Below are 24995 nucleotides of genomic sequence, written 5' to 3'. Positions count from 1 at the left end.
CGGGTCAGCTCTTGTCGCGGCCGGACTTCGGGGCCGTCCGGCGGACCGGCTCGGACCGCTCGGCGGCCGGGTGGTGCTCCCCGCGGGCGCGTTCGGTGGCCTGGTGCGAGGCCGCCCGGCGTTCGACGGACGGGCGCGAGACCGGCTCGGTCGTGCGGCGCGCGATCGGCGAAGGGCCGGTGTCGGAGGAGCGGCGGACCTCGGCGCGGATCATGGCGTTCAGTGCGGCGTACGGGTCGAAGGGCATGGCTGTGTCGTCCTTTGCGGTACGGAGAGATCCCGCACACCCCGGTACCGGGGCGCGGGTCGGCACGGTGTACCGGCGACAGGAATGCGGGGCCGGTACGGGGCCCTCTCAGCAGCGCAGCACCGCACACCGGGCCGCGTACGGCGCCGGACCACGGGCGGGGGACGTGCGCGGAACCCGTCCGTGCGGCGCACGCACCGGACGGACGGGGGGACCGCTCGGGGGCCGGGTCCGCGACGGCGCGGGCGGCGCCTGCACCCGGCGCACCCCGCCCAGCAGCAACCGCAGTTCGGGGTCGGCGGAACCGTCCGGCGTGCCTTCGCTCTCGGCGGAGCCCGAGCCGGGCGGCGCACCCGCCGACCGCGACTCGCCCGCGGCGGCGGCGCTCTCCGCACCCGGCTCCGCGCCCACCAGCAGCGCGAACACGGCGGTGAACGCCAGCAGCGCGGCAAGCACGCGCCGGAGCACCGTCCGTGAGGGGAGGGGCACGGAAGCCATGGGGCACAGGTTCCCCCGACGAGTGGCCGAATCGCCTGCTCTTGCCCCGTTTTACGCCTATCGGGGGAGGCTGAACGGAGCAAGGCGCGGCGCGTGCACCGGGCGGGCCCCTTGCGTGTCCCCTGGTGCAGAGGGGGAGGTCGTCAACCGCGCGACACCATGCACACGTTCGTGTTGCCGCTGTCCTATGCCTGGGCGGCAGGGGGATCGACGTCGACAGGAGTGGTCGCGCTGTGTGACGTAAAGCCTACTTTCGGTTATTGGGAGGGCTCGTTCCGGAGGCGGGTCCGCGCGACACGGAAAGAGGCAGGCGCACATGAGGCGACGCATGGCGAAGGTTCTGGGGACGTGCATGGCTGCGGCGGCACTGACGCTCACGGTTGCGGGCCCCGCGTTCGCGGCCCGCGGGTTCCTGTACATCGACGGGCAGGCGATCCGGGAACCGAGCGGCTGTTACCAGCTCGGGGACTTCGTGCCGTCCACGGTCGGCAACCAGACGGACCAGGTCGTGGTGGTGTGGACGGGTTCCGGCTGCACCGGAAACGTCGAATACGTGATCAACCCCGGTGGTTCGTACACCGGTGGCAGGAGCGTCTTCGTCTGACGCCGGGCACGGCCGTGGGCCGCCCCCGGCAAGAAGGGGGCGGCCCACGGTCTCGGGGTCCGGCAGCCCGTGCGGGGGATGCCGGACCGGTGGGGGTCAGCCGGTGACGAGGGGATTCAGCCGGTGGCGAGGAGGGTCAGCCGGTGGCGAGGGGTGTCAGCACTCGCGCAGACCCGGCGCCGGGTCGACCGGGGTGTGCACGTCCACGGCCGGCATGTTGCCCCACTGGCCGTTGTCCAGCTTGGTCCAGTACCAGACGTTGTTGCCGCCGCCGTGGGCGTCGCCGCGGCCCCAGCACTGGAACCAGCTGAACGTCGTGTTCATCTGCCCGCGCACCGCCGAGGCGTACGAACGGTGCGCGTACCCCTTGGCGCCCGCCTTGTTGCCGCAGTACAGCTTGCCGTCGGAGCGCACCCCGCACTCGGCGGCGACCCCCTGCGGGGCGGCTTCGGGTGCCGCGGCCGCGGTGAGACCGGCGGTGAGCGCGGTGGCGGCGAGGGCGACGGCGAACTTCTTGGTGAGGTTCATGGAGTGCTCCTGTTTCTGTTCTCTGGGTGTGGGGGGCAGGGCGGCTACGGGCAGGTCGGCACGCCGTCCAGCCAGGCCGGTCCCTTGACATAGATGTTGGTGATCCACGACTGGTGGTCGGGCAGGTACGACCAGGCGTCGTTGGTGATGCCCTCGGCGGTCACCGACTGGGCGTGCTTCTGGCACTCGATCCGCACCGCCGTCGGACCGGTGAACTTGTGCACGCGCGGGCTCGTCGTCGACGGCTCGGTGTGCGTCCACACGTCCGTGCCCCAGGTGCTGTGGCCACCGCCCTGACCGGGTTCGGCGTTGATGCGCACCGCTCCGAAGTAGTCCCCGCCCAGCCGGACGTCGCTCACCATGACCTTGGTGCCGGACTCCTTGGCCTCGACCATCTTCCCGGCGCCCAGGTAGACCGCGATGTGGTGCACCTTGCGGGCGCTGCCCCAGACGACGAGATCGCCCGGCAGCAGCGGGTCGAGCCCCTGCGCCGCGGTGAAACGCGCGCTCACCCGCCCGGAGTTGTACTGGCTGTGCGCGTTGCCGTCGAGGATGTCCTGCCCGGCGGCCTGCGCGTACGCCCACCGCACGAAGCCCGAGCAGTCGAACCCCTTGCGGTACGGGTCCTGGGAGCTGTCCGGGTCGGTCGGGTCGACCTGCCCGTACGTGGGCCCGGGCTGCGGCCCGTGCCCGCCGCCCCAGGAGTACCAGACGCCGAGCTGCGTGCAGGCGGCCCGGACCGCCTTCTCGGCGGCGGCGGACGCACCGGGGGAGAGGACGTCGCACGCCGCCGGTGCCGGTGCGTCCGCCGCGTCCGCCTGAACCAGCGTCAGCGGGGTGGCGGCGAGGGCGAGGACGGCGACGAGGGCGGCGGCGGTCCGGGGCGGGTGCCGGGTGCGGTGGTGCATGACAGGGTCCCCGTTCGTGGTGCGTGAGGGTGTCGGTTCGTGGTGCGTGAGGGTGTCGCCGGAGGTGTGCCCGGCCCTTTCGAGACTGGGGGCCGCCCGCCGTGGCTGTCGAGACTCCTGGTGTCTCCCGATGCGCCGGGAAACGGGAAACGCCCAGGGAAACCGGGGTGTTCACCGTGGCGCGCGGTCAGTCGACGGGGCACCCCGCCAGCGCGCACACCGCCTTCTCCCGGTGTTCTAGGGAGGTGTCCCACAGCCGGACCGTGCCGTCGTTGCTGCTGCTGGCGAGCGTCCCCGTGCGCCGGTCGAAGGCGATGCCCCACACCGCCCCCTGGTGACCGGTGAGGGTGGCCGTCGGCAACTGCCGGGCGGCGTCCCACAGGCGCACGGTGCCGTCACTGCCGCTGCTCGCCAGGGTGTCACCGCCGCCGGGTGCGAAGGCCACCGCGCGCACCGCGCCGCTGTGTCCCGTGAGCGCCGCGACGGCGACACCGCGCGCCAGGTCCCACAGGCGCACCGTGCCGTCGTTGCCGCCCGACGCCAGCACGCCCGCGCCTCCGTCCCCGTCCCGGCCTCCGTCCCGGCCTCCGGCGAAGGCCAGTGCCCGTACCGACCCGGTGTGCCCGTGCAGCACCGGGCCCGGCCGCCAGTCCGGGACGCTCCACAGACGTACCGTCAAGTCGTCGCCGCCACTGGCGAGCGTGCGCCCGTCCGGGGCGAACGCCACCGCGTTCGCGAAGTCCCGGTGCCCGGTCAGGACGGCCGTGGACCGCAGCGTACGGGCGTCCCAGATCCGTACCGTACGGTCCGCGCTCGCCGACGCCAGCCACCGTCCGTCCGGCGACCAGGCCAGCCCCAGTACCGAACCGGTGTGCCCGGACAGGGACTTCAGGAGCCGCCGTGAGCCCGTGTCCCAGACCCGCACCGTGCGGTCCGCGCCCGCCGAGGCGAGCCGCCGCCCGTCCGGCGACCACACCACCTGGAACACCGACCCGGTGTGCCCGTCGAGCGAGCCCCGGGGCCGGTGCGCGCGGGCGTCCCACAGCTTCACCGTACGATCGCCGCTCGCGGAGGCCAGCCAGTGCCCGTCCGGCGAGAACGCGGGCTGCCAGGACTCCGCGAAGGGATGCGTGACGAGCGCCGCCCGCCCCAGGTCCCAGCGCACCACCGTGCCGTCGAAGCCCGCCGTCGCCAGCACGGTGCCGTTCCCGACGGCCACCCCCAGCACGTAGTCGGTGTGCCCCGACAGCGTCGCCACGGTGCGCCTGCTCGCCACGTCCCACAGGCGCGCGGTGCCGTCACCGCCGGTGCTCACGACGGTGGTCCCGTCCCGGAAGTACGCCACCGCGTTGACGTCGTCGCTGTGCCCCGCCAGCACCTGCCGCAGCTGTCGCCGCCGTGCGTCCCACAGGCGCACGGTGCGGTCCGCGCTGCCGGAGGCGATCTGCTCGCCGTCCGGCGACCAGGCCACCGAGAGCACCCCGTCGCTGTGCCCCGCGAGCACCAGTGCCGGTGCCGGCTTCTCCGTCTGTGTGCCCTCTTGCGTGTTCCACAGGCGCACGGTCCGGTCCATGCCCGCCGACGCCACACGCCGCGCGTCCGGCGACCAGGCGACCGCCATCACCACATCGGTGTGACCGTGCCACGTCGCGCGCAGCGTGTGCCGCCGCGCGTCCCACAGGCGTACGGTGCGGTCCGCGCCGCCGGTCACCAGGGAGCGGCCGTCCGGGGCGAACGCCACCGCCCGCACCGCACCCCCGTGCCCGAGCAGCGTCCCGGCCCCCTGGTGGTCCCGTACACCCCACAGCCGTACGGTCCCGTCCGCCCCCGCCGACGCGAGGACCCGCCCGTCCGGGCTGAACGCGAGCCCCAGCACCTGCCCGCCGTGCCCCGTCAGCACGGCGAGCGGACGCCGGTGCCCCGCCCCTCCCCACAGCCGTACGGTGCCGTCGTTGCCGCCCGACGCCAGCGTCCGCCCGTCCGGGGCGAAGGCCACCGCGTTCACCGGCCCGCTGTGCCCCCTGAGACGCCCCGCGAAGGGCTGCGCCTGCGTGCTCAGCAGCGCGCCGCGCGCCTCCACGGTGGGGGCGGCCCGGTACGCGCGCAGGGCCAGGCGCATCGCCTCCTCCGGCCGCCCGGCGGCGAGCGTCTGGGCCCGTACCGCCATGGCCTGCGACTGGGCCGTCAGCCGCTCCTGGTAGGCGCGTTCACGCTGTTCGTACGCCACCGTGCCCGCCCCGACCGCCAGCACCAGCAGCACCGCGAGCGTGCCCAGCAGCACCCGGCGGGTGCGCACCCGGAGCGTCTCGGTGCGCTGCCTGGCCCGCTCCTCCGCCCGCCCGGCCGCGATGAACTCGGCCTCGGCGGGCCCCAGTTCGATCCGGGCGTCGCGCTGCTCGGCCCACGCGGCGACCTTGCGCAGCCGCGAACCCCGGGGGAGGAGCGCCGGGTCGCGGTCGGCCCGTACCCACTCGGTGGCCGACGCGGTGAGCTGCTGGCGCAGCAGCAGGCCCGCCCGGTCGGCGTCGATCCAGTCCCGCAGCCGGGGCCAGGCCCGCAGCAGGGCCTCGTGCGTGATCTCCACGCAGTCCTGCCCCGCCGTGAGCAGCCGGGCCGCGACGAACGCGTCCAGCGCGGCCTGCGCGCCGCCCGGGTCGGGCAGCCGGGCCAGCAGCCGCTCCCGCCCGCTGCGCCGCCGCGACTCGCTGCCGTCGTCCCCGAGGTGCACCAGCCGCACCAACAGGCGCCGGGCCATGTCGCGTTCGCTGGGCAGCAGTCCGGTGAACACCTCCTCCGCGCTCAGCGCGACGGCCCCGCGGATGCCGCCGGTCCGCTCGTACCCGGCGACGGTGAGGGTGCGCCCGGTGCGGTGCTGCCAGGTCACCCGCAGGGCGTGCGCGAGCAGTGGCAGCGCACCGGCCGCGTCCGGCGCACACCCCGCCGCACCGTCGGCCCCCACGTCGCGCAGCAACAACTCCACCAGCCCCGGCTCCAGGACCAGCCCGCACCGGTCGGCGGGCCGGGCGACCGCCTCCCGCAGCTCACCGGCGGACATCGGCCCGAGGGCGAACAGACCGTGGGTGAACACGGGCACCAGGGCGGGCACTTCGAGACACCGCCCGGTGAAGTCGGCCCGCAGCCCGAGCACCACGACGGTCGGACCGCCGGGCCCGGCGAGCGCGCACAGGGCCTCGACGAAGGCGAGCCGCTCGCGCGCGTCGGCGCAGAGGGCGAAGGCCTCCTCGAACTGGTCGACCAGAAGAACGAGCCGCCGTCCCTCGCCCCCCACCCCTTGCGCACGCAAGTCCTCGGCGAGCCGCCCGACCTCCCCCACCGTTGCGCCGACCGCGTCCCCCACGCACCGCAGCAACTCCCGCACCGGGTGCGCCGTGGGCGTGCACAGCGCCACCGTCCACGCGCACGACCCCGGCACCGGCAGCTCCCCGCGCCGCAGCGCGGGCACCAGACCGGCCCGCAGCAACGACGACTTCCCCGCACCCGAGGGCGCCGCCACCACGAGCGGCCCGACCCCGGCACGCTCCGCCAGCTTGCCCAACAGAGCGGCGGTGGCCCGCTCCCGCCCGAAGAACCACCGCGCGTCCTGCACGTCGAAGGAGGCGAGCCCCCGGTACGGGCACTCGGCCGCGTCAAGCGCCCTGGGCGGCAGGGCCGTCGGTGGCTCGACGGCCACGGACGAGGCCCTGCGCGCCGCCGGAACCTCCGGCACGAGCCGCAGCAACGCGCCGTCGGCGCCCAGCACTTCGTCACAGCGGCGGGCGACGTCGCTGGTGGGCGGTTTGCCGCCGGTCTCGATCTTGCTGAGGTAGCCCTTGCTGTAGTGGATGGCCCGTGCCAGTGCGGTGAGCGACATGCCGCGCTCGCCCCGCAGGCGCCTCAACTCGGCCCCGAACGTGCCGGATTCATCGAGGGGGCGCGAGCCCCGTACCCCGTTCATGCCCGGCACCGTACAGGGCGGACATGGACATTTCAGTTGTCACCGGACATGTTCACCTGAACTCGCGAACGCCACCGCGTTCACGGGTCGTCCGCGTTCACAGGTCGTCCGACGGATCCAGATCCAGCTCATCGGCGTACTCCTCGCCGAACTCGTCCCCCGAGGGCTGCGGAAGATCGGGTTCCTCCTCGGCGAGCAGCTGGTCGAGGGACTCGCCGCGCCTGGCCTCCTCGGCGGTCGTGCCGAAGGACTCGGCGGGCGACCAGTGGTCCGGTGGGTCGATGCCGGTGTCGAGGGGGTCGTAGTCGAGCCGGTCCGTGATCAGGGAGTCCTGGGCGTCCAGCACCCCGTCGTCCTCGGGGAGGTCGCCGTCGGTGTCGTACGTGTCGCTCATGACCTCACGCTGCCTCACCCGGACGGAGTACGCATCCCGAAGGTGCGGAGCGCGCGGACCGGCACAAGAATCGAGCCAAGCGGGAACCCGACCAGCGCAAGGAGACGGCATGAGCGACCAAGGCCCCGACCCGTCGGAAGTGACCCCCGACAGCCTGCTGCACAGCGGCGGCAGCGACGACGCGACCCCCGAGGACCTGGTGCTGGCATCGGGCCGCGACGTGACGCCGGAGAACCTGGAGTGGGCGCGCAAGCGGCTGGAGAAGGAGGGCCGCGCTGCCATCGAGGGCGAGCTGCCCTGATCCGCCGCGACACGCCTGTGCCCCGCCCGGACGCGACGTCGGGCGGGGCACACGTGTCCGTACGCCGAGATCAGCGCCCGGCGTACACGGCGCTGACGAAGGTCACGAGCTGGTCGGCGGGCAGCGCCCGCGCGAGGTCGGCCTCGGTGACCATGCCGACCGGCGAACCGTTCTCCAGCACCAGCAGCCGCCGGATGCGGGCGTCGCTCATGACCCGCACGGCCTCGTCGGCGTCCGCCGAGACGTCGACGGACACCGGCTCACCTTCGGCGAGGTCGCCCGCGGTCTTCTTCGACGGGTCGTGACCGGCCGCGATGCACTTCACGACGATGTCACGGTCGGTGACGATCCCGGTGAGCGCGCCGTCGCTGCCCTCGACGGGCAGGGCGCCGATGTGGTGCTCGCGCATGAGCTGGGCGGCCCGGTCGAGCGTCTCGGTGGCCGGAATGGACCGGACGTCGGGGGTCATCAGGTCACGGACGGTGGTCATGGATTCCTCCGGAGTCGATGAAGTGAGCGCATCGTCATGCTCCGGCGAGCACTCCACAGGGGCGACCGGACACCGCCGTACGAGTGAGAGCGCTCAACGCTGACCGCCGGGCGAGTGGAACACCGTAAGGGGCGCGGGGAACTGCGCAAGACACCAGCCACCCACCCAGCCACGCGGCCAAGCGCTTTAGGTGAAGGGGCGGGCCTGGGGCGGCGCCGCAGGCAACCGAGGTGCCGGGCCCGGCACGCATCAGACCCCCGCCGTAGCGAGCAAAAGGGTTCGGCCCCGGAACACAACACCAGCAGCCACACCCCACCGGGGCGGAGGGGCGGAAACCCCACACCCCCACCGGACGGTGTTCGGCGGGTCACGGGCGGCCGATCATCCGCCCGTGACACCACCCGCAGCCCGGGCCACTCTCGTGCTCCCCGCATGGGTGCCCCCGCACGTCCTCCGCAACGCCGGCGGCGGAGGAGGCGCGGGCCGTGGACCCGGCTGCCGTTCCTGCGCCGCCCAGCTTTCCCGCAGTTGCGCAAACCCGGCAACTCGCATCGCTCGTGCGTCGTATCGTCGGCCCATGAACGGCAGTCGGCCCACGAACGACAGCACGACGATCCCCCGCGCGAGCACCACGACCCCCCGTGCGTCCGCCCCCGCCCCGAGCCCGGGACTGACCACCGGAGACGTCGCGCGCCGCCTCGGAGTCGCCCCCACCACCCTGCGCTCCTGGGACCGCCGTTACGGCATCGGCCCCGCGGTCCGCGACGACGGCAGGCACCGCCGCTGGGCCCCGGCCGACGTCGACCTCCTGGAGCGCATGTGCGCCCTCACCGCACGCGGCGTCCCCCCGGCCGAGGCCGCCAGGCTGGCCCGTGACAGTGCGCCGAAGCCACCCGCACTCGCCCCGGCCGACCCCCGCGTCGAGATCCCCGCCCCCCGCCCCCCGTCCTCCGGCATCCCCGTCCGCACCGTGCGCGGCCTGCGCAACGCCGCCGTGCGCCTGGACTCCCCGCTCATCGACAGCCTGCTCACCGCGACCGTGCACTCCCACGGCCTGATCGGCTCCTGGGAGGGCGCGATGGCCCCGGCCCTGCGCGCCATCGGCCGCACCTGGGCCACGTCGGGCGACGCCACGGGCGAGCGGTACGTGGAGGCGGAGCACCTGTTGTCCTGGCACATCTCCACCGCCCTGCGCCGCAACGCCGACGTCAAGGACCCCGGCGACGCCGAACGGCCGGTGCTCCTGGCGTGCCTGCCCGGCGAGTTGCACACCCTCGCCCTGGAGGCCCTCGCCGCGGCGCTGGCCGAACGGGGGCTCCCGGTAAGGATGTTCGGGGCGGCCGTGCCGTTGCACGCGCTCTCGGAGGCCGTGCGCCGCACGGGCCCGCGTGCCGTCGTCCTGTGGTCCCAGACCCGACCCACCGCCGACCGGGCCGTCCTCGGCCTGGTCCGCTCCACCGCGCGCGGCATCCGGGGCGCCCGCACCCACCCGGCGGTACTGGCCGCGGGCCCGGGCTGGTCGCGCACCGCGCCCAGCGAGGGCGTGCACCGGCCGCACAGCCTGGCGGACGCGCTGGACCTGGTCGAGTCGGCCTCGTACACCTGACGGCCGTACATCTGACAGGCCGTACGCCTGACGGCCGTGCACCGGACAAGCCCGCACCGGAGACGCACCCCCACCCGCCCCTCCCCTTCCGCATTCCTGCAACACGTTCTACTGTGTGCGCCGCCGCCGGAACCCCGTGCCACACGCCTGGAGGGCCCGTGCACCTCGCCTACACCCCCGAACAGCAGCGACTGCGCACCGAACTGCGCGCCTACTTCGCCGAGTTGGTCCCCGACGAGGCCCATGCCCGGGCTCGCTACGGCGACCCCGCCGCCCAGAAGCGGTTCTACCGCGAGACGATCCGCCGCCTCGGCGCGGACGGCTGGCTCGGGGTGGGCTGGCCGAAGGAGTACGGCGGGCGCGGGCTGAGCCCCATGGAGCAGTACGTCTTCTTCGACGAGGCCGCCCAGGCCAACGTCCCGCTGCCGCTGATGGCCCTCAACACCGTCGGGCCGACGATCATGCAGTTCGGCACCGACGAGCAGAAGGCGTACTTCCTCCCCAAGATCCTCTCCGGCGAACTCGACTTCGCGATCGGCTACAGCGAGCCCGACGCGGGCACCGACCTCGCGGCCCTGAAGACGAAGGCGGTCCGCGACGGCGACCACTACCTCGTCAACGGCCAGAAGATCTGGACCACGAACGGCGACACCGCCGACTGGGTCTGGCTCGCCGTGCGCACCGACCCGGACGCCCCGCCCCACAAGGGCATCACCATGCTCCTGGTCCCCACCAGCGACCCCGGCTACTCCTGCACCCTCATCAACACCCTCGCCTCGCACGACACCACCGCCAGCTACTACGAGAACATCCGCGTCCCCGTCTCCCGCCGCGTCGGCGAGGAGAACAAGGGCTGGCGGCTCATCACCAACCAGCTCAACCACGAACGCGTCACCCTCGCCGCCCACGGCACCATGGCCGTCCGCGCCCTGCACGACGTGCAGCGCTGGGCCATGGACACCACGCTCTCCGACGGCCGCCGCGTCATCGACCTGAACTGGGTGCGCGGCCGCCTCGCCCGCACCCACACCAAGCTCGACGCGATGAAGCTCCTCAACTGGAGAATGGTCAACGCCGTCCAGAACAACACCCTCACCCCGCAGGACGCCTCCGCCGTCAAGGTGTACGGCTCCGAGGCCCGCCGGGACGCCTACGGCTGGCTGATGGAGGTCGTCGGCGCGGCGGGCCCGCTCAAGGAGGGCTCCACCGGCGCCGTCCTGCACGGCGAGCTGGAACGCGGCTACCGCTCCGCCGTGATCTTCACCTTCGGCGGCGGCAACAACGAGATCCAGCGCGAGATCATTTCCTGGATCGGACTGGGGATGCCGAGGGTCCGGCGTTAGCGTGCGGGAATGACCTTCCCGCGGGCGGGCGCGCCCACCTACACCGGAGCCGACCCCGGCCTCTTCGGGCCCTCCTCCGTCACCTGGCAGGTGCACGGCGACCCGATGATGTGGATCGCCGGGGTCCGCGCCCTCTACCTCCAGGCCCTGCATCCCGTCGCCGTGCGCGGCGTCCTGATCAACAGCACCTTCATGGAGGACGCCTGGGGGCGGCTGATGCGCACCGCGAACTTCGTCGGCACCACCACCTACGGGACGACGGAGGCCGCCGAGCGGGCCGGGGCGCGCGTCCGGAAGATCCACCGGCTGCTCGGCGTCGACGACCCGGAGCTGCTGCTCTGGGTGCACTGCGCGGAGATCGACAGCTACCTCTCGGTCGCCCGCCGCTCCGGGCTGCCGCTGAGCGACGCCCAGGCCGACGCCTATGTCGACGAACACCGCGAGAGCGCCCGCCTGGTCGGCCTCGACCCGGCCGACGTCCCGTCCGGCACGGCCGGGCTTGCGGCCTACTTCGCCGCCGTGCGGCCCGTCCTGGCGGGCGGCGAGGACGCCCGTACCGTGGACGCCTTCCTGCGCAGGCCACCGGTGCACCCCGCCCTCGTACCGGCGCGCGAGCTCGTCTGGAGGCGGGTCGCTTCCGTCGCGTACGCATCGCTGCCCCCGTTCGCCCACGCGCTGTACGGCAGGCCGGGACCCGGCGTCCGGGCGGCGGACCGTCAACTGCGCGCCACCGGGAACTTCCTGCGCGCGATTCCCTCCCAGCTCCGCTGGCAGCTCCCACCAGGTCACATCTTGAAGGCAGTTGCCCGCCTGGGCCCCGGCAGCCGCCCCGCCCCGTACAAACTCAAGGCGCAGGCGGCCATACTTGACGGGCCGGGGAGGGCGCAGCGGAATTGACGGGGGCGACAGCAGGAGATGGCGGACACCAGGCTGATCCAGGGCCGGTACCGGCTGCTCGACCTGATCGGGCGCGGGGGCATGGGCGAGGTGTGGCGTGCCCGCGACGAATCGCTCGGACGACGGGTCGCGGTCAAGTGCCTCAAGCCCATCGGCACCCAGCACGACCAGCAGATCTCCGGGGTGCTCCGGGAGCGCTTCAGGCGTGAGGCCCGGGTGGCGGCCGCCCTCCAGCACCGGGGCGTCACCGTCGTCCACGACTTCGGCGAGTACGAAGGCGTGCTGTACCTGGTGATGGAGTTGCTGGAGGGGCGCAACCTCAGCCAGCTCCTGGAGGACAACAAGCAGCACCCGCTGCCCGTCCACGACGTCGTCGACATCGCCGAACAGGTCGCCTGGGCCCTCGCGTACACCCACGAACAGGGCATCGTCCACCGCGACCTGAAGCCCGCCAACATCATGCGGCTCGCCGACGGAACCGTGAAGATCTGCGACTTCGGCATAGCGCGCCTGGGCCACGACATCGGCTTCACCTCCCGCCTCACCGGCACCGGCATCGCCATGGGCACCCCGCACTACATGTCGCCCGAGCAGATCAGCGGGGTGAATGTGGACCACCGCAGCGACCTGTATTCGCTGGGGTGCGTGCTGTACGAGATCGCCACCGGCGTGCCGCCCTTCGACCTGGACGACGCCTGGGCGGTGCTCGTCGGGCACCGCGACACCGCACCCGAACCGCCGCGCAGCCACCGGGAGGAACTGCCCGAGTTCTTCGACCGGATAGTGCTCGACCTGCTGGCCAAGACCCCCGACGAGCGGCCCGCCGACGCCAAGGCGCTCGGGCGGCGGCTCAGCGACGGGCGGACCGGCCCGTCCGGCGTCGCCCTCGCCGGGCACCCCGCCACCGTCCTCGCCGCCGCGCCGCCCGAACTGCGCCCGCCCGCCAAACAGCCCGAGCAGCCGCCGAGCCGCGCACCCCGGCTGCCCTCCTGGACGCGCGGCATGACCACCGGTCACAAGGCGGGCGGCACCGGCACGCTCACCCCCGCGCACGGCGACCCGGCGGCCGGGCTGACGGGGGAGTGGACCAGCGGCGGCGGCCTGCGCGCGGCCCCGGTGCCCCCGCCCCGCACCGAACGGCCCACTCCGCCGCCCGAGGTCCTGGAGGTCCTCGACAACCGGCACAACGCGGGCCTCAGCCTGGGCCGCCTCGGCCGCTGGGAAGAGGCGGGCGAGGTGCACCGCTCGGTCGCCGCCGAACGGGAGCACGCGCTGGGACCCGACCACCCCGACACCCTGGCCAGCCACTACGAGGTGGGCTTCACGCTCAGCCGCACGGGCCGGGCCGCGGACGCCCTGCGCGAGTTCACCAAGGTCACCGAGGGGCGCACCCGGACGATGGGCGCCGAGCACCCGGAGACCCTCGCCGCCCGGCAGGAGACCGCATACGTCCTGGGACAGCTCGGCCGGCACTTCGACGCCCACCAGGTGTACGCGGCGGTGCTCACGGCACGGGAGCGGACGATGGGCCCCGATCATGTCGACACGTTGAGATGTCGACACAACCTGGCCTTCAACCTCAGTCGGCTGGGCCGGCTGGAGGACTCGTACCGGATGGCGCGGGACGTCGCGGCGGCGCGGGCCCGCGTGCTGGGCGCCACGCACCCGGACACGCTGGTCACCCGGTACGAAGTGGCGTACGCGCTCGGGCAGCTCGGCCGGTGGACGGAAGCCCTCCAGACGTACCGGGAGGTCGCGACGGCACGGGCGCAGGCGCTCGGCGCCGACCACCCGGACACGCTCTCGGCACGGTACGAGGTCGGGATCTGCCTGGGGCGGCTGGGACGCAGCGCCGAGGCGCTGGAGCTCTACCGGGACCTGGTCGACGACCGGACGCGCACCGGCGGCCCCGCCGACGCGGAGACCCTGCGGGCGCGGCACGGGCTCGGGGTCAACCTCGGGCGCCTCGCCCGCTGGGAGGAGGCCCTCGCCGAGGCGCGCGACGTGTGCGCGATCCGGGAGCGGGTGCTGGGGCCCGACCACCCCGACACGCTGGTCTCGCGGCGCGAGGTCGCCGTGGGGCTCGGCTGGCTCGGCCGGTGGGCGGACGCGCTGGCGGTGTACCGGGAGGTGGCACGGTCACGGGAACGGGTGCTGGGGGCGGACCATCCGGACGCGCTCGCCAGCCGGAACGACGAGGCCCAGTGCCTGGAGCAGTTGGGCAGGGGCGCGGAGGCGGCGGAGATCTACCGCCGGGTGGCGGCACTCCGGCGGGGCCGGGGGTAGCCTCCCCCGGCAAGGCCCCGGCCCCCGGCAAGGCCCCGGCCTGCGGCTACCACGTCGGCGTCGGAACCACCGTCAGCAGGGCGGAGACCGCCACCACGCCCACCAGCATCACGACCTCCGCCCGCGCCGCCTTCGCCGCACCGTCCGGGTCCACCCGGCGGTGCGCCGACTGCTTGCGGTGCAGGCGGGAACGGGCGATCAGGGCCAGCACGCTGACGATGGCGAAGAGGGCCAGCTTGACCAGCAGGGTGCGGCCGTACGCCGTGACGAAGATGTTCTCCAGCGGCAGGCGGCGCAGCGTGCTGAACGTGCCGGTGACCGCCAGCGCCACATAGAGGAAGGCCGCCAGCCGGGCGTACCGGGCCAGCAGACGGCGGCCCGCCCCCGGTTCGGCGTCCGGGCGCGCACGCCACTGGTGCATCGCTCGCAGGGCGTAGACCAGCCCGCCCGTCCACAGCGCCGAGGCCGTCAGGTGGATCGTGGTGAGGAGGATGCCGATCTCGGGGGTGTCCTGCTCGGGGTGTGCGCGCACCGCCTCGGAGAAGATCACCGCCGCCAGGGGCAGCAGCGCCCAGACCGGCTTCTTGAGGAGCCAGGTGCACGCGGCCGCCGCCAGGAACGCGTTCGCCTGGAGCAGCAGCATGCCGCCCGGCTCGGTCGCGTACGTCTCGGTGAAGGTCAGCCCGCTGTAGTCGGCCATCTGGACGATCTGGCCGAACGAGGCCGCCGCCCCGGCCAGCGACAGCGCGATCCCCCACATGGGTGGCCGGACCTCCGGAGCACCCGGCACCGTGCGCGCCATCCGGTGCCCGACGATCTCGCCGGCGTGCAGGAAGAGGGCGGCCAGGAAGACCGAACGCAGCAGCGTCGTCGTCCCGGCGCCGGGTATCCGCAGTTCGCCCGTGTCGCGGGACACGATGCCCATGCCCAGCAGGGCGATGACGATCAGCACGGCGACGGCCGCCGCCGGGGTGGCGAAGGTCCGCGCGCGCTGCCGCCAGTCCGCGGACGCGTTCAACGGCGTCGTCCGCAGCGGCGTCGTGTGCAGCGGCGTCGCGCTCAGGGACGCGTCCGGACGTCGGTCGTCGTGGGTCGGGGTGGGAGGCTCCGGGTAGGTCACCTCCTGATTTTCCCTATACGGACGAGGTGGCACAAAGCGGCCCCCCTCCGGATCGTCCCCGCCCGGTCTGTACTCCTGCCGCTCCACGGCCATCTGTGTCACCGCCCCCTGTCGCACCTGTGACGCACCGCATAGGGTCCGGCCATGTCGATGTCCCGGCCGATGCCCTCGCCGCTGCGTTCCTCGTACGACGTCGTGATCGTCGGTGGCGGTCACAACGGTCTCGTCGCCGCCGCCTACCTCGCCCGCGCCGGTCGCTCGGTGCTCCTGCTGGAGCGCCTCGACGCCACCGGCGGCGCGGCCGTGTCCGCCCGCCCCTTTCCCGGTACGGACGCCCGGCTCTCGCGCTACTCGTATCTCGTGTCTCTCCTCCCCGCAGCCATTGTGCGCGACCTCGGACTCTCGTTCGACGTCCGGAAGCGGACAATCTCCTCGTACACCCCCAAGGGAGACGGCGGACTGCTGGTCGGCGGTTCCGGTACGCGGGCCTCGTTCGCGGAACTGACCGGGGGAGAGGACGAGTTCCGGGCCTGGGAGGAGTTCTACGGGCGGCTGCGCCGGGTCGCCGAGCGGGTCTTCCCGACCTTCACCGCACCCCTGCCCACCCGCGACGAGCTGCGCCGCCGCGTCGACGACCCGGTGGCCTGGCGGATGCTCTTCGAGGAGCCGATCGGCGTCGCGATCGAGGAGACCTTCGCGCACGACCTGGTCCGGGGCGTGGTGCTCACCGACGCGCTGATCGGCACCTTCGCCGACGCGCACGACCCCTCACTCGTCCAGAACCGCTGCTTCCTCTACCACGTCGTCGGCGGCGGAACCGGCGACTGGGACGTCCCCGTCGGCGGCATGGGCGCCCTCACCGACGCCCTCGCCCACGCCGCCCGCACGGCCGGGGCCACCCTCCGCACCGGCCACGACGTCACCCGCGTGGAGACCGACGGGGTCCGCGCGGAGGTCTCGTACCGCACGAGCGAGGGGGCGACCGGCACCGTCGGCGCCGGGCATGTCCTGGTCAACGCGGCGCCGCACCACCTCGGCCGCCTGCTCGGCGAGCAGGGCACGCCCTTCGCGCCGCCGCCCGAAGGCGCCCAGTTCAAGGTGAACATGCTGCTGAAGCGGCTGCCGAAGCTCCGGGACCCCTCCGTCGACCCGCGCGACGCGTTCTCCGGCACCTTCCACGTGGGGGAGGGGTACGAGGAGCTGCGCGTGGCGTACACACAGGCGGCGGCCGGGCGGCTGCCGAGCGCGCCGCCCTCGGAGATCTACTGCCACTCCCTCACCGACCCCTCGATCCTGGGCCCCGAGCTCGTGGCCGGCGGCCACCACACCCTGACCCTCTTCGGCCTGCACACCCCCGCCCGCCTCTTCGCCGCCGACAACGCCGCGGCCCGCGCCGAACTCCTGCGCACCACCCTCGCCCGGCTCGACGACCACCTCGCCGAGCCGATCGCCGCCTGCCTGGCCGCGGACGCGAACGGCGACCCCTGCATCGAGGCCAAGACCCCCCTCGACCTGGAGCGGGACCTGCGGATGCCGGGCGGCCACATCTTCCACGGCGACCTGACCTTCCCGTACGCGGCCGGGCCCGGCGACCGGTGGGGAGTGGCCACCGCGCACCCCAACGTGCTGATGTGCGGGGCCGGTTCGGTACGCGGCGGCGGCGTCAGCGGGATCGGCGGGCACAACGCGGCGATGGCGGTGCTGGGGCGGTAGCGCCTTCCGTGGCGGCGCTACCCGGAAGCAGCCCTTCCGGGGCAGGATGACCGCATGTCAAAACCGTTGAAGAGGCACAAGTCCCCGCACTCCTCCACGCTCTCCGCCTGGTCGAAGGACTCCCTGCTGTCGATCGGCTCCGAGGGCTCGGTGCTGTCCATCGGGTCCGTCGGTTCCGTGCTGTCCATCGGGTCGGTGGGCAGCGCCCTGTCGTTCGGGTCGATCGGATCGGCGCTGTCCTGCTTCTCCATGGGCTCGTACCAGAGCGTCGGCTCGCTGCTGTCCGCGCAGTCGCGCGGCGCGGTGCTCTCCCTCCAGTCGCGGGGCGGCTTCCGGACGATCGGCGGAAGGAACGTGCTGGGTGCGGCGGCGGTGCTCGGGGCCTCGGTGCTGCTCCTGCGCCGCCGCCGCTGACGGGTTCGGCTGTGCCCCGGGACGCCCGCCGACCCCGCTCCCCGAAGCTCCGTCAGTCCCGGGACGCCGTCCAGCCCTGTGCCACGATGCGGGCGGCGTCCCGGGAACGGGCCTCGTCGAATACCGTCCGGTGCCCGTCCTCGACCCGCAGCCCGTCGACGTACACCCCGCGCCCGACGTAACGCACCTCCGTCGTGTACCGCCAGCGCAGCACGACGTCCTTCCCCTCGTACGGTGCGAGGTCCGCGCCCGCGCGGTGCCAGACCCGGCCCGACCACCCCGTGACCGTCCCGCCGGGATGCGGCTCGGGCCGCTCCCCCTTCCGTACGGTCGTGAACGGCACCGCCCGCCAGCTCGCGCCCGTGTCCGCCGACGCCTCCAGCGTGAGCGTGTCCGCCGTGGGCTCGGTGTCCCACCACAGGTCGCAGCGGAACAGTCCCCGGTCCGAGCCCAGCCGCAGCGCGGGCAGGGCGAGGGTGGCCGTGGTCGCGGAGGCCATGCCGGAGAACCAGGCGGTACGTCCGTGTGCCGGGCGCACCGCGACCGCGCGGGCCATCGCGTCCGCCGTCGCCACCCGGGGTGCCGAACCGGAGCGCCAACTGCGCACCGGGTGGACGGAGTTGCCCAGCAGGATCAGGAAGGAGTCCGTCGTCGGGTCGATGACCAGGCTGGTGCCGGTGAAACCGGTGTGGCCCGCGGTGCGCGGGGTGGCCATCGCGCCCATGTACCAGTGCTGGTAGAGCTCGAAGCCGAGGCCGTGCTCGTCGCCGGGGAAGGCGGTGTTGAAGTCCGTGAACATCAGCTCCACGGACTCCGGCTTCAGGATGCGGGCGCGGCCGTAGACGCCGCCGTTGAGGAGGGTGCGGGCCAGGATCGCGAGGTCCCAGGCGGTGGAGAAGACCCCGGCGTGCCCGGCGACGCCGTCGAAGCTGAACGCGTTCTCGTCGTGCACCTCACCCCAGACCAGCCCCCGGTCGAGCCCCGACCAGGGCTTGCGGGCGTCCTCGGTGGCGGCGATCTTCGGCTTCCAGGAGGCGGGCGGGTTGTAGCGAGTGCGGTGCATCCCGAGTGGAGCAGTGATCTCGTCGTGGAGCAGGGCATCCAAAGCGCGAGCGGTGATCTTCTCCAGAACGAGCTGGAGCGAGATCAGATTGAGGTCCGAGTAGAGGTAGACCGTCCCGGGCGGGCTCGCCGGGACCTCGTTCCACAGCATCCTCAGCTTCCCCTCCCGGGTCGGCTGCGAGTACAGCGGAATCCACGCCCGGAACCCCGAGGTGTGCGTGAGCAACTGCCGTACGGTGATCTCCGCCTTGCCCGCCGCACCGAACTCCGGCAGGTACGAGGCGACCTTCGCCTCCAGCTCCAGCGCGCCCCGCTCGATCTGCTGCACCGCCAGCATCGACGTGAACAGCTTCGACACCGACGCCAGGTCGAACACCGTGTCCCTGGCCATCGCGATCTGCCGCTCCGGCGGGAACTCCACCGCAGTGTCCGTCTTCTCGTCGTACGCCGCGTAGCGCACCGCCATGCCCACCGGCTCGTGCAGCGCGACCGTGCCGCCGCGCCCGGCCAGCACCACCGCACCCGCGTACCACGGGTACTTCGGGGAGGGCCCCAGGAACCGCTTCGCCTCCGCGACCACGCGCTCCAGGTGCTCGGGCAGCAGCCCGGCGCGCGCCGCCGACCCGTACCGCAGCGTCGGCCGGGTCCGCCCGGCGCCACCCGCAGCCGCTGCTCCCTCGCCTCCCGCCGCCTGCGCCGCGGGAATCGGGCCCACCATCAACGCACCTCCCAGGGCCAGGGCCCCGCCCGCGAAGTGCCGTCGCCCCAGGCCCGTGCTCGTACCTCGGTGACCGTCGCCGCGACCGCCACTGCCGTCTGTGTGCGCATCATCCTCAGCCATGGTCACCAGCAGGCCAAAGCGCACCGCCCGTGTCAACGGTCCCGACCGCCCCCAAGAATCTGACGCAGCATCAGAAAATCCCTTCCGCTCTCCGCCCTCCTGCGGCATCCTGCCGCCCATGAAGACGGAGCTGAGCCAGAAACTGGGAGTCGAGCACGCCATCTTCGGCTTCACGCCGTTCCCCGCGGTGGCGGCGGCCCTCACCCGGGCGGGCGGATTCGGCGTACTGGGCGCGGTCCGCTACACCGCCCCCGACGACCTCGCCCGCGACCTCGACTGGCTGGAGGCGCACACCGACGGCAAGCCCTACGGCCTGGACGTGGTGATGCCCGCCAAGAAGGTCGAGGGCGTCACCGAGGCCGAGGTCGAAGCCATGATCCCCGAGGGCCACCGGGCGTACGTCCGCGAGATCCTCGCGAAGCACGGCGTCCCGGAACTCGCCGAGGGCGAGGCGTCCGGCTGGCGCATCACCGGCTGGATGGAGCAGGTCGCCCGCAACCAGCTCGACGTCGCCTTCGACTACCCGATCAAACTCCTCGCCAACGCGCTGGGCTCCCCGCCCGCCGACGTCGTCGCCCGCGCCCACTCCCACGACGTCCTGGTCGCCGCCCTCGCCGGAAGCCCCAAACACGCACGGCGGCACGCGGAAGCCGGGATCGACATCATCGTCGCGCAGGGCTACGAGGCGGGCGGCCACACCGGCGAGATCGCCACCATGGTCCTGGTTCCCGAAGTCGTCGACGCGGTGGGGGAGTTGCCGGTCCTCGCCGCGGGAGGCATCGGCAGCGGCGAGCAGATCGCCGCCGCGTTCGCCCTCGGCGCGCAGGGCGCCTGGCTCGGCTCCCTCTGGCTCACCACCGAGGAGGCTGACCTGCACTCCCGCGCCCTCACCGCGAAACTCCTCGCCGCGGGCTCCGGCGACACGGTCCGCTCCCGCGCCCTCACCGGCAAGCCCGCCCGCCAGCTGCGCACCGAGTGGACTGACGCCTGGGACGACCCGGACGGCCCCGGCACGCTCCCCATGCCGCTCCAGGGCCTCCTCGTCGCCGAGGCCAACTCCCGTATCCAGAAGTACGAAGTGGAACCCCTCCTCGGCACCCCGGTCGGCCAGATCGTCGGCCGGATGACCTCCGAACGCAGCGTCCAGGCCGTCTTCGACGACCTCACCCGCAGCTTCGAGAAGGCAGTCACCCGCCTCAACCGCATCGCCGGAAGGAGCTGAGCGCGCATGACCGAGACCGCCGCCGACACGGCGCACCCCCCGAACGGCTTCTGGGCCCAGGCCACCGCAGCCCCCGACCGCACGGTCCTCACCGCCCCCGACGGCACGCAGTGGACGTCCTCCCAACTCCACTCCGCCACCAACCAGTTGGTGCACGGCCTCCGGGCAGCAGGCCTGCATCAGGGCGACGCCTTCGCCGTCGTCCTCCCCAACGGCGTCGAATTCCTCACCGCCTACCTGGCCGCCTCCCAGGCGGGCTTCTACCTGGTCCCCGTCAACCACCACCTCACCGGCCCGGAGATCGCCTGGATCGTCTCCGACTCCGCGGCGAAGGTCCTCGTCGCCCACGAACGCTTCGCCGACACGGCGACGGCCGCCGCCGACGAGGCCCACCTCCCCACCACGCACCGCTACGCCGTGGGCCAGATCCCCGGCTTCCGCCCCTACTCCCAACTCCTCGCCGGACAACCGGAGTCGGCACCCGCCGACCGCACGCTCGGCTGGGTCATGAACTACACGTCCGGCACGACGGGCCGCCCGCGCGGCATCCGCCGCCCGCTCCAGGGCAAGCCGCCCGAGGAGGCCCACCTGGGCGGTTTCCTCGGCATCTTCGGCATCAAGCCCTTCGACGGAAACGTCCACCTGGTCTGCTCACCGCTCTACCACACGGCGGTCCTCCAATTCGCGGGCGCGGCCCTGCACATCGGTCACCCCCTGGTCCTCATGGACAAGTGGGCCCCCGAAGACATGCTCCGCCTCATCGACACCCACCGCTGCACCCACACCCACATGGTCCCCACCCAGTTCCACCGTCTGCTCGCCCTCCCCGAGGAGACACGACGCTCGTACGACGTCACCTCCATGCGGCACGCCATCCACGGGGCGGCTCCCTGCCCGGACCACATCAAGCGGGCGATGATCGACTGGTGGGGCAACTGCGTCGAGGAGTACTACGCGGCGAGCGAGGGCGGCGGGGCGTTCGCCACGGCCGAGGACTGGCTGAAGAAGCCGGGGACGGTCGGCAAGGCCTGGCCGATCAGCGAACTGGCCGTCTTCGACGACGACGGCAACCGGCTCCCGCCGGGCGAACTCGGCACCGTCTACCTCAAGATGAACACGGGCGGCTTCAGCTACCACAAGGACGAGGCGAAGACCCGCAAGAACCGCATCGGCGACTTCTTCACGGTCGGCGACCTGGGCATCCTCGACGAGGACGGCTACCTCTTCCTGCGTGACCGCAAGATCGACATGATCATCTCCGGCGGAGTCAACATCTACCCCGCCGAGATCGAGGCCGTCCTCCTCTCCCACCCGGCAGTGGCGGACGCGGCCGTCTTCGGCATCCCGCACGGGGACTGGGGCGAGGAGGTCAAGGCGGTGATCGAACCGACGGAACCGCCGTCGGAGACCCTGGCGGCGTCGATCCTCGACCACTGCGCGGGCCGCCTGGCAGCGTTCAAGCGCCCGAAGACGCTGGACTTCATCGACACGATGCCGAGGGACCCCAACGGCAAGCTCTACAAGCGCCGCTTGAGGGAGCCGTACTGGGACGGCCGGGACCGGGCGCTCTAGGCAGGGCAGGGGCCTTCGGGTGCGGCCGGTGGCGAGAGGGCCGGTACCGGGGCGGGCCCGGATCGGGCGGGCCGCCCCCTTGCCCGCCCGTTCCGCCCCCGGGGGGCGGGGGTGGTGGAAGGGGGCGGGGCGGCTTCGCCGCAGGGGGATGGCTGCCCGGAGGGCATGCCATCAGGGGCGCGGGGAACTGCGCGAGCAACCACACTCAAGCCGCGCGGCAGAGCGCTTTAGGTGAAGGGGCGGGACCGGGGCGAGCGCCGCAGGCAACCGAGGTGCCGGGCACGGCACAAGCAGAGCTTCACCGCAGCCCCGGGACCATGCCGCAAGGACACGCACAGCCCCACCGCAGCCCCGCAGCCCCCCGTACACAAAAGGACCACGCCCCGGCGGAAAGGGGAGAATCCGCCGGGCCGTGGCCCCGAAATCACCGCGCTGCGCTGAAACGCGGCGACCCCACACCTACCACCCGCCAAGCCTCACCGCTTGAACGCGTCCTTCGCCTTCTCGACCGACTCCCGCCCATCCCCCTTGGCCCGCTGCGCGCGCCCCTCCGCGGTGAGTCGCTCATTGCCCACGAGCTTTCCCGCGGTTTCCTTCGCGGCGCCCTGGACCTGATCGGCCTTGGCCTTGGTCTTCTTCTGCGCGGTCATGGTGTGCGCGCTCCCTTACCTGTTGAGGCGTTTCCCTGACAGAAGATCGCGTGCCCCGCCGTTCCGCGCGGAAACCCCCTCACCCCACAACAGAAATCCGCCCCGCCCACAGCTCCCCGACCCGCGCCGCCGAGGTCCCGATCCCGCTGGGCCCGGCCCACCCGGGCCGAGCAGGCGGAACCGGCGGCGCGTTGTGCCGTACGAGATCCTCCTCCCGGTACCGCGCGCATCCCTCGTGCCAGGTCAGAATTCCCGAGAGCCAGTTCTTCAGCTCCTCCGCGTAATGCATCAGCACTCCGCGCCCCGCCGCGTCCAGCCCGAATTCCTCGCACAGCTCGGGAATCTCCCCGCTCAGCACGTGCTGGAATTCGGCCATGCGTGCCTTCATCAGATCGACGACGACATCCCGTGCCTGCTCCACCCCACACTGCAGGAAGTGCTGCACAACGAGAACTCCGTTGTGCATCTCCCCTTCGAATTCAATCTCCTTCTGATACGAGAAGAGGTCGTTCATCAGCGCCGCGTAATCCATCGCCGCGCGTTCCATGGTCAGAAACGGCCGCGACCGGTAGATCTCGGGCGGCAGCGTGTTCCCGTGGGAGAGCCGCGACAGGCTCATCGTCAGGTCCGAGCCGAAGGTGAAGCGGCGCATCTCGAAGTAGTCGACCGGGTCGGGCACCCGGTCCTGCGCCTGGTTGGCCAGCTCCCACAGCCAGCTCGCCGTCATGTCCTCGACGGCCTTGCGGAACTTGCGCCGGGCGTCCTCCGCCATCGGCCCGGCCGTCCTCCGCCACAGATCGTCGAGCCCGCGCTCCAGCGGTGTCACCGGTACCGGCACCGGCTCGCCGTCCAGCGGCATGAACAGCGACAGCCGGTCGTTGGCCGCCTTCGCCCCGGCGAGGTCCAGGGTCCGCCCGTACAGCAGGGGGAACAGGTCGTCCCCGTACGTCCCCCACGCCAACCACCCCGAGGTGATGTCGAGTTCGGCGAGCGTGGCGTCCGGGTGGATGCCGGCCGAGCACAGCGCCAGGTCGTACGCGCGGATCTTCTGCTCGTCCCAGACGCCCGACCCGGGCAGCCCCGGCAGTTCGTCCAGGATGCCCATGGACCGGGCCCAGACCACCACGTTCTCCCGCGAGGCGTCCAGATAGGGGCTCAGCCGGGTCTCGTACGGCATTCCCAGGTCCGGGATCTCCAGATGCCCCACCTTCTCGAACCGGTGCACCGCCACGTTCTTCAGCCGCGCCGGAATGCCCACCGCCAGCGACGCCAGCAGCTGCGAGGCCGCCGTGCCCAGCCCCTGCGGGCCGCCGAGCCCGTACGTCTCCGAGGGGCCGCCGCCGTTCATGTACCGGCTGGAGCGCATGTGCCACTCGTGGCCGCCCGCCTGCCAGTCCTGGAGCCCCTTGACGTACGCGAGGACGTCGAGCCGCTCCTTGGGTCCGATGCCGAACTCCGCGAAGAGCGGCTCCAGTTCGGTGAAGACGGTCGTCTCGAACTGCTGGAGCCGCGAGGTCAGCAGGTCGTTGACCCGCTCCGCCGCCTCCTGGGTGGGACAGTCGAGGAAGGTCTCCATGACCAGCACCCCGTTGGACAGCTCGCCCTCGTCGAGGATCTCCCGTTCGTAGCTGAAGAGGTCGTTGCGCAGGTGCACCCCGTCGGAGAACGCGTCCCGCAGCACGCACATCGGCCGCGACGCCGCGATGGCGTCCGGGACCTCGGCGTTCGCCACGTACTCCACCAGGCCCGCCGACCACGGCGCGCCGCCCACCTTGCGGCGCATCTCGATGTACTCGATGGGGTTGGAGATCCGCCCCTCGCTGATGTTCATCAGCTCCCACATCGACTCTTCGAGGAGGTGCTCGGTGGCGACCGCGAACCGGCGCCGCCACGCCTCGGACATCGACGGGCAGGTCCGCCGCCACAGGTCGGCGAGGCCCGCCTCCACGGCGTTGGTCGGCTCCGGCACGTGCGCGCCCGCCTCCACCGGCATGAACATCGGCAGCCGGTCCAGGTACGCCTTCGCGCCCCGCATGTCGGGGTTGCGCTTGTACAGCTCCACGAAGTGGTCGTCGAAGAAGAACACCCACACGTACCAGTCGGTGACCAGTGCCAACTGCTCGGCCGTGCAGTCGGGATGGGTGTACGCGCACAGCAGCGCGTAGTCGTGGCTGTCGAAGTCGTGCTCGTCCCAGATCTCCGAGCCCTCGATCATGACCATCTCGCGGGCCCACGCCTTGGAGTGCGTGCGCGCGTGCTCCAGATGCGGATTGAGCCGGGCCGGATACGGCATGTAGAACTCGGGCAGCGTGAAGGGTTGGGGCATGGTTCGGGGGATCGCCTT

21 protein-coding genes are annotated in these 24995 nt (G+C 72.8%); 10 read left to right on the top strand and 11 right to left on the bottom strand.

Translation table 11 applies throughout. The features are described 5' to 3' along the window. Window positions 1–4: 4 nt before the first annotated feature. Both ACIO3O_RS22205 and ACIO3O_RS22200 read right to left on the bottom strand, forming a co-directional pair. Complete coding sequence (locus ACIO3O_RS22205) at window positions 5–247, bottom strand: hypothetical protein (protein WP_401748407.1); 243 nt, start codon at window positions 245–247, stop codon at window positions 5–7. 108 nt (window positions 248–355) lie between these two features. Further along, window positions 356–745 carry a hypothetical protein gene (locus tag ACIO3O_RS22200; RefSeq protein ID WP_401748405.1) on the bottom strand — a complete coding sequence of 130 codons (390 nt, stop codon included), beginning with the start codon at window positions 743–745 and terminating at the stop codon, window positions 356–358. A 328-nt stretch (window positions 746–1073) separates the two neighbouring features. Here ACIO3O_RS22200 and ACIO3O_RS22195 point away from each other — a divergent pair, with 328 nt between their 5' ends. After that, window positions 1074–1349, top strand: coding sequence for a hypothetical protein (locus ACIO3O_RS22195; RefSeq protein WP_401748403.1), 276 nt, complete (start codon window positions 1074–1076; stop codon window positions 1347–1349). Window positions 1350–1505: 156 nt separating this feature from the next. Here the strand turns inward: ACIO3O_RS22195 and ACIO3O_RS22190 are convergent, their stop codons facing one another. From ACIO3O_RS22190 to ACIO3O_RS22175, 4 genes are all read right to left on the bottom strand, one after another. Continuing rightward, on the bottom strand, window positions 1506–1877 hold the full coding sequence (locus ACIO3O_RS22190; RefSeq protein WP_401748401.1) for a hypothetical protein: 372 nt from the start codon (window positions 1875–1877) through the stop codon (window positions 1506–1508). A 44-nt stretch (window positions 1878–1921) separates the two neighbouring features. Then, window positions 1922–2785: a C40 family peptidase gene (locus ACIO3O_RS22185; protein WP_401748400.1), complete on the bottom strand. Its 864-nt coding sequence runs from the start codon at window positions 2783–2785 to the stop codon at window positions 1922–1924. 187 nt (window positions 2786–2972) lie between these two features. Further along, the gene (locus tag ACIO3O_RS22180; protein WP_401748398.1) at window positions 2973–6740 is read right to left on the bottom strand and encodes a helix-turn-helix domain-containing protein; all 3768 of its coding nucleotides are present in this window, start codon (window positions 6738–6740) and stop codon (window positions 2973–2975) included. A gap of 97 nt (window positions 6741–6837) precedes the next feature. Beyond that, the gene (locus ACIO3O_RS22175) at window positions 6838–7134 is read right to left on the bottom strand and encodes a hypothetical protein (RefSeq protein WP_401748396.1); all 297 of its coding nucleotides are present in this window, start codon (window positions 7132–7134) and stop codon (window positions 6838–6840) included. Between the two features lie 109 nt (window positions 7135–7243). On the opposite strand from ACIO3O_RS22175, the gene ACIO3O_RS22170 reads away from it, so the two are divergent. After that, window positions 7244–7435 (top strand): hypothetical protein, encoded by a 192-nt coding sequence (locus ACIO3O_RS22170; RefSeq protein ID WP_401748394.1) that lies wholly within the window; start codon window positions 7244–7246, stop codon window positions 7433–7435. A gap of 70 nt (window positions 7436–7505) precedes the next feature. Here the strand turns inward: ACIO3O_RS22170 and ACIO3O_RS22165 are convergent, their stop codons facing one another. Then, the gene (locus tag ACIO3O_RS22165) at window positions 7506–7925 is read right to left on the bottom strand and encodes a CBS domain-containing protein (protein ID WP_401748392.1); all 420 of its coding nucleotides are present in this window, start codon (window positions 7923–7925) and stop codon (window positions 7506–7508) included. Window positions 7926–8502: 577 nt separating this feature from the next. On the opposite strand from ACIO3O_RS22165, the gene ACIO3O_RS22160 reads away from it, so the two are divergent. The 4 genes from ACIO3O_RS22160 (at window position 8503) to ACIO3O_RS22145 (ending at window position 14057) form a co-directional block, all read left to right on the top strand. Beyond that, window positions 8503–9531, top strand: coding sequence for a MerR family transcriptional regulator (locus ACIO3O_RS22160; RefSeq protein ID WP_401748390.1), 1029 nt, complete (start codon window positions 8503–8505; stop codon window positions 9529–9531). A gap of 158 nt (window positions 9532–9689) precedes the next feature. Continuing rightward, window positions 9690–10874, top strand: a complete 1185-nt coding sequence (locus tag ACIO3O_RS22155) for an acyl-CoA dehydrogenase family protein (RefSeq protein WP_401748388.1) — start codon at window positions 9690–9692, stop codon at window positions 10872–10874. Window positions 10875–10883: 9 nt separating this feature from the next. Next, window positions 10884–11771 carry an oxygenase MpaB family protein gene (locus ACIO3O_RS22150; RefSeq protein ID WP_401748386.1) on the top strand — a complete coding sequence of 296 codons (888 nt, stop codon included), beginning with the start codon at window positions 10884–10886 and terminating at the stop codon, window positions 11769–11771. 18 nt (window positions 11772–11789) lie between these two features. Continuing rightward, window positions 11790–14057 carry a tetratricopeptide repeat protein gene (locus tag ACIO3O_RS22145; RefSeq protein WP_401748384.1) on the top strand — a complete coding sequence of 756 codons (2268 nt, stop codon included), beginning with the start codon at window positions 11790–11792 and terminating at the stop codon, window positions 14055–14057. Window positions 14058–14103: 46 nt separating this feature from the next. Here the strand turns inward: ACIO3O_RS22145 and ACIO3O_RS22140 are convergent, their stop codons facing one another. Further along, window positions 14104–15177, bottom strand: coding sequence for a copper resistance D family protein (locus ACIO3O_RS22140; RefSeq protein ID WP_401748382.1), 1074 nt, complete (start codon window positions 15175–15177; stop codon window positions 14104–14106). A gap of 144 nt (window positions 15178–15321) precedes the next feature. Between ACIO3O_RS22140 and ACIO3O_RS22135 the strand changes: the two genes are divergently transcribed. Continuing rightward, window positions 15322–16890 (top strand): phytoene desaturase family protein, encoded by a 1569-nt coding sequence (locus ACIO3O_RS22135; protein ID WP_401748380.1) that lies wholly within the window; start codon window positions 15322–15324, stop codon window positions 16888–16890. Between the two features lie 54 nt (window positions 16891–16944). Then, a complete protein-coding gene (locus ACIO3O_RS22130) occupies window positions 16945–17304 on the top strand; it encodes a hypothetical protein (protein ID WP_401748378.1) in 360 nt (119 codons plus the stop codon). Window positions 17305–17356: 52 nt separating this feature from the next. Here ACIO3O_RS22130 and ACIO3O_RS22125 read toward each other — a convergent pair whose 3' ends face one another. Further along, window positions 17357–19084, bottom strand: coding sequence for a serine hydrolase (locus ACIO3O_RS22125; RefSeq protein ID WP_401748377.1), 1728 nt, complete (start codon window positions 19082–19084; stop codon window positions 17357–17359). A 241-nt stretch (window positions 19085–19325) separates the two neighbouring features. Between ACIO3O_RS22125 and ACIO3O_RS22120 the strand changes: the two genes are divergently transcribed. Next, the gene (locus ACIO3O_RS22120) at window positions 19326–20429 is read left to right on the top strand and encodes a nitronate monooxygenase (protein WP_401748375.1); all 1104 of its coding nucleotides are present in this window, start codon (window positions 19326–19328) and stop codon (window positions 20427–20429) included. A gap of 6 nt (window positions 20430–20435) precedes the next feature. Beyond that, window positions 20436–22001 carry an acyl-CoA synthetase gene (locus tag ACIO3O_RS22115; protein ID WP_401748373.1) on the top strand — a complete coding sequence of 522 codons (1566 nt, stop codon included), beginning with the start codon at window positions 20436–20438 and terminating at the stop codon, window positions 21999–22001. A gap of 476 nt (window positions 22002–22477) precedes the next feature. Here the strand turns inward: ACIO3O_RS22115 and ACIO3O_RS22110 are convergent, their stop codons facing one another. Beyond that, window positions 22478–22651, bottom strand: coding sequence for a CsbD family protein (locus ACIO3O_RS22110; RefSeq protein WP_401748371.1), 174 nt, complete (start codon window positions 22649–22651; stop codon window positions 22478–22480). Between the two features lie 79 nt (window positions 22652–22730). Next, a complete protein-coding gene (locus ACIO3O_RS22105) occupies window positions 22731–24977 on the bottom strand; it encodes a germacradienol/geosmin synthase (protein WP_401748369.1) in 2247 nt (748 codons plus the stop codon). Window positions 24978–24995 lie beyond the last annotated feature (18 nt).

This window comes from Streptomyces sp. NPDC087440, assembly GCF_044744005.1.
Lineage (GTDB): Bacteria > Actinomycetota > Actinomycetes > Streptomycetales > Streptomycetaceae > Streptomyces.
This window is presented reverse-complemented; position numbering and strand designations above follow the sequence as displayed.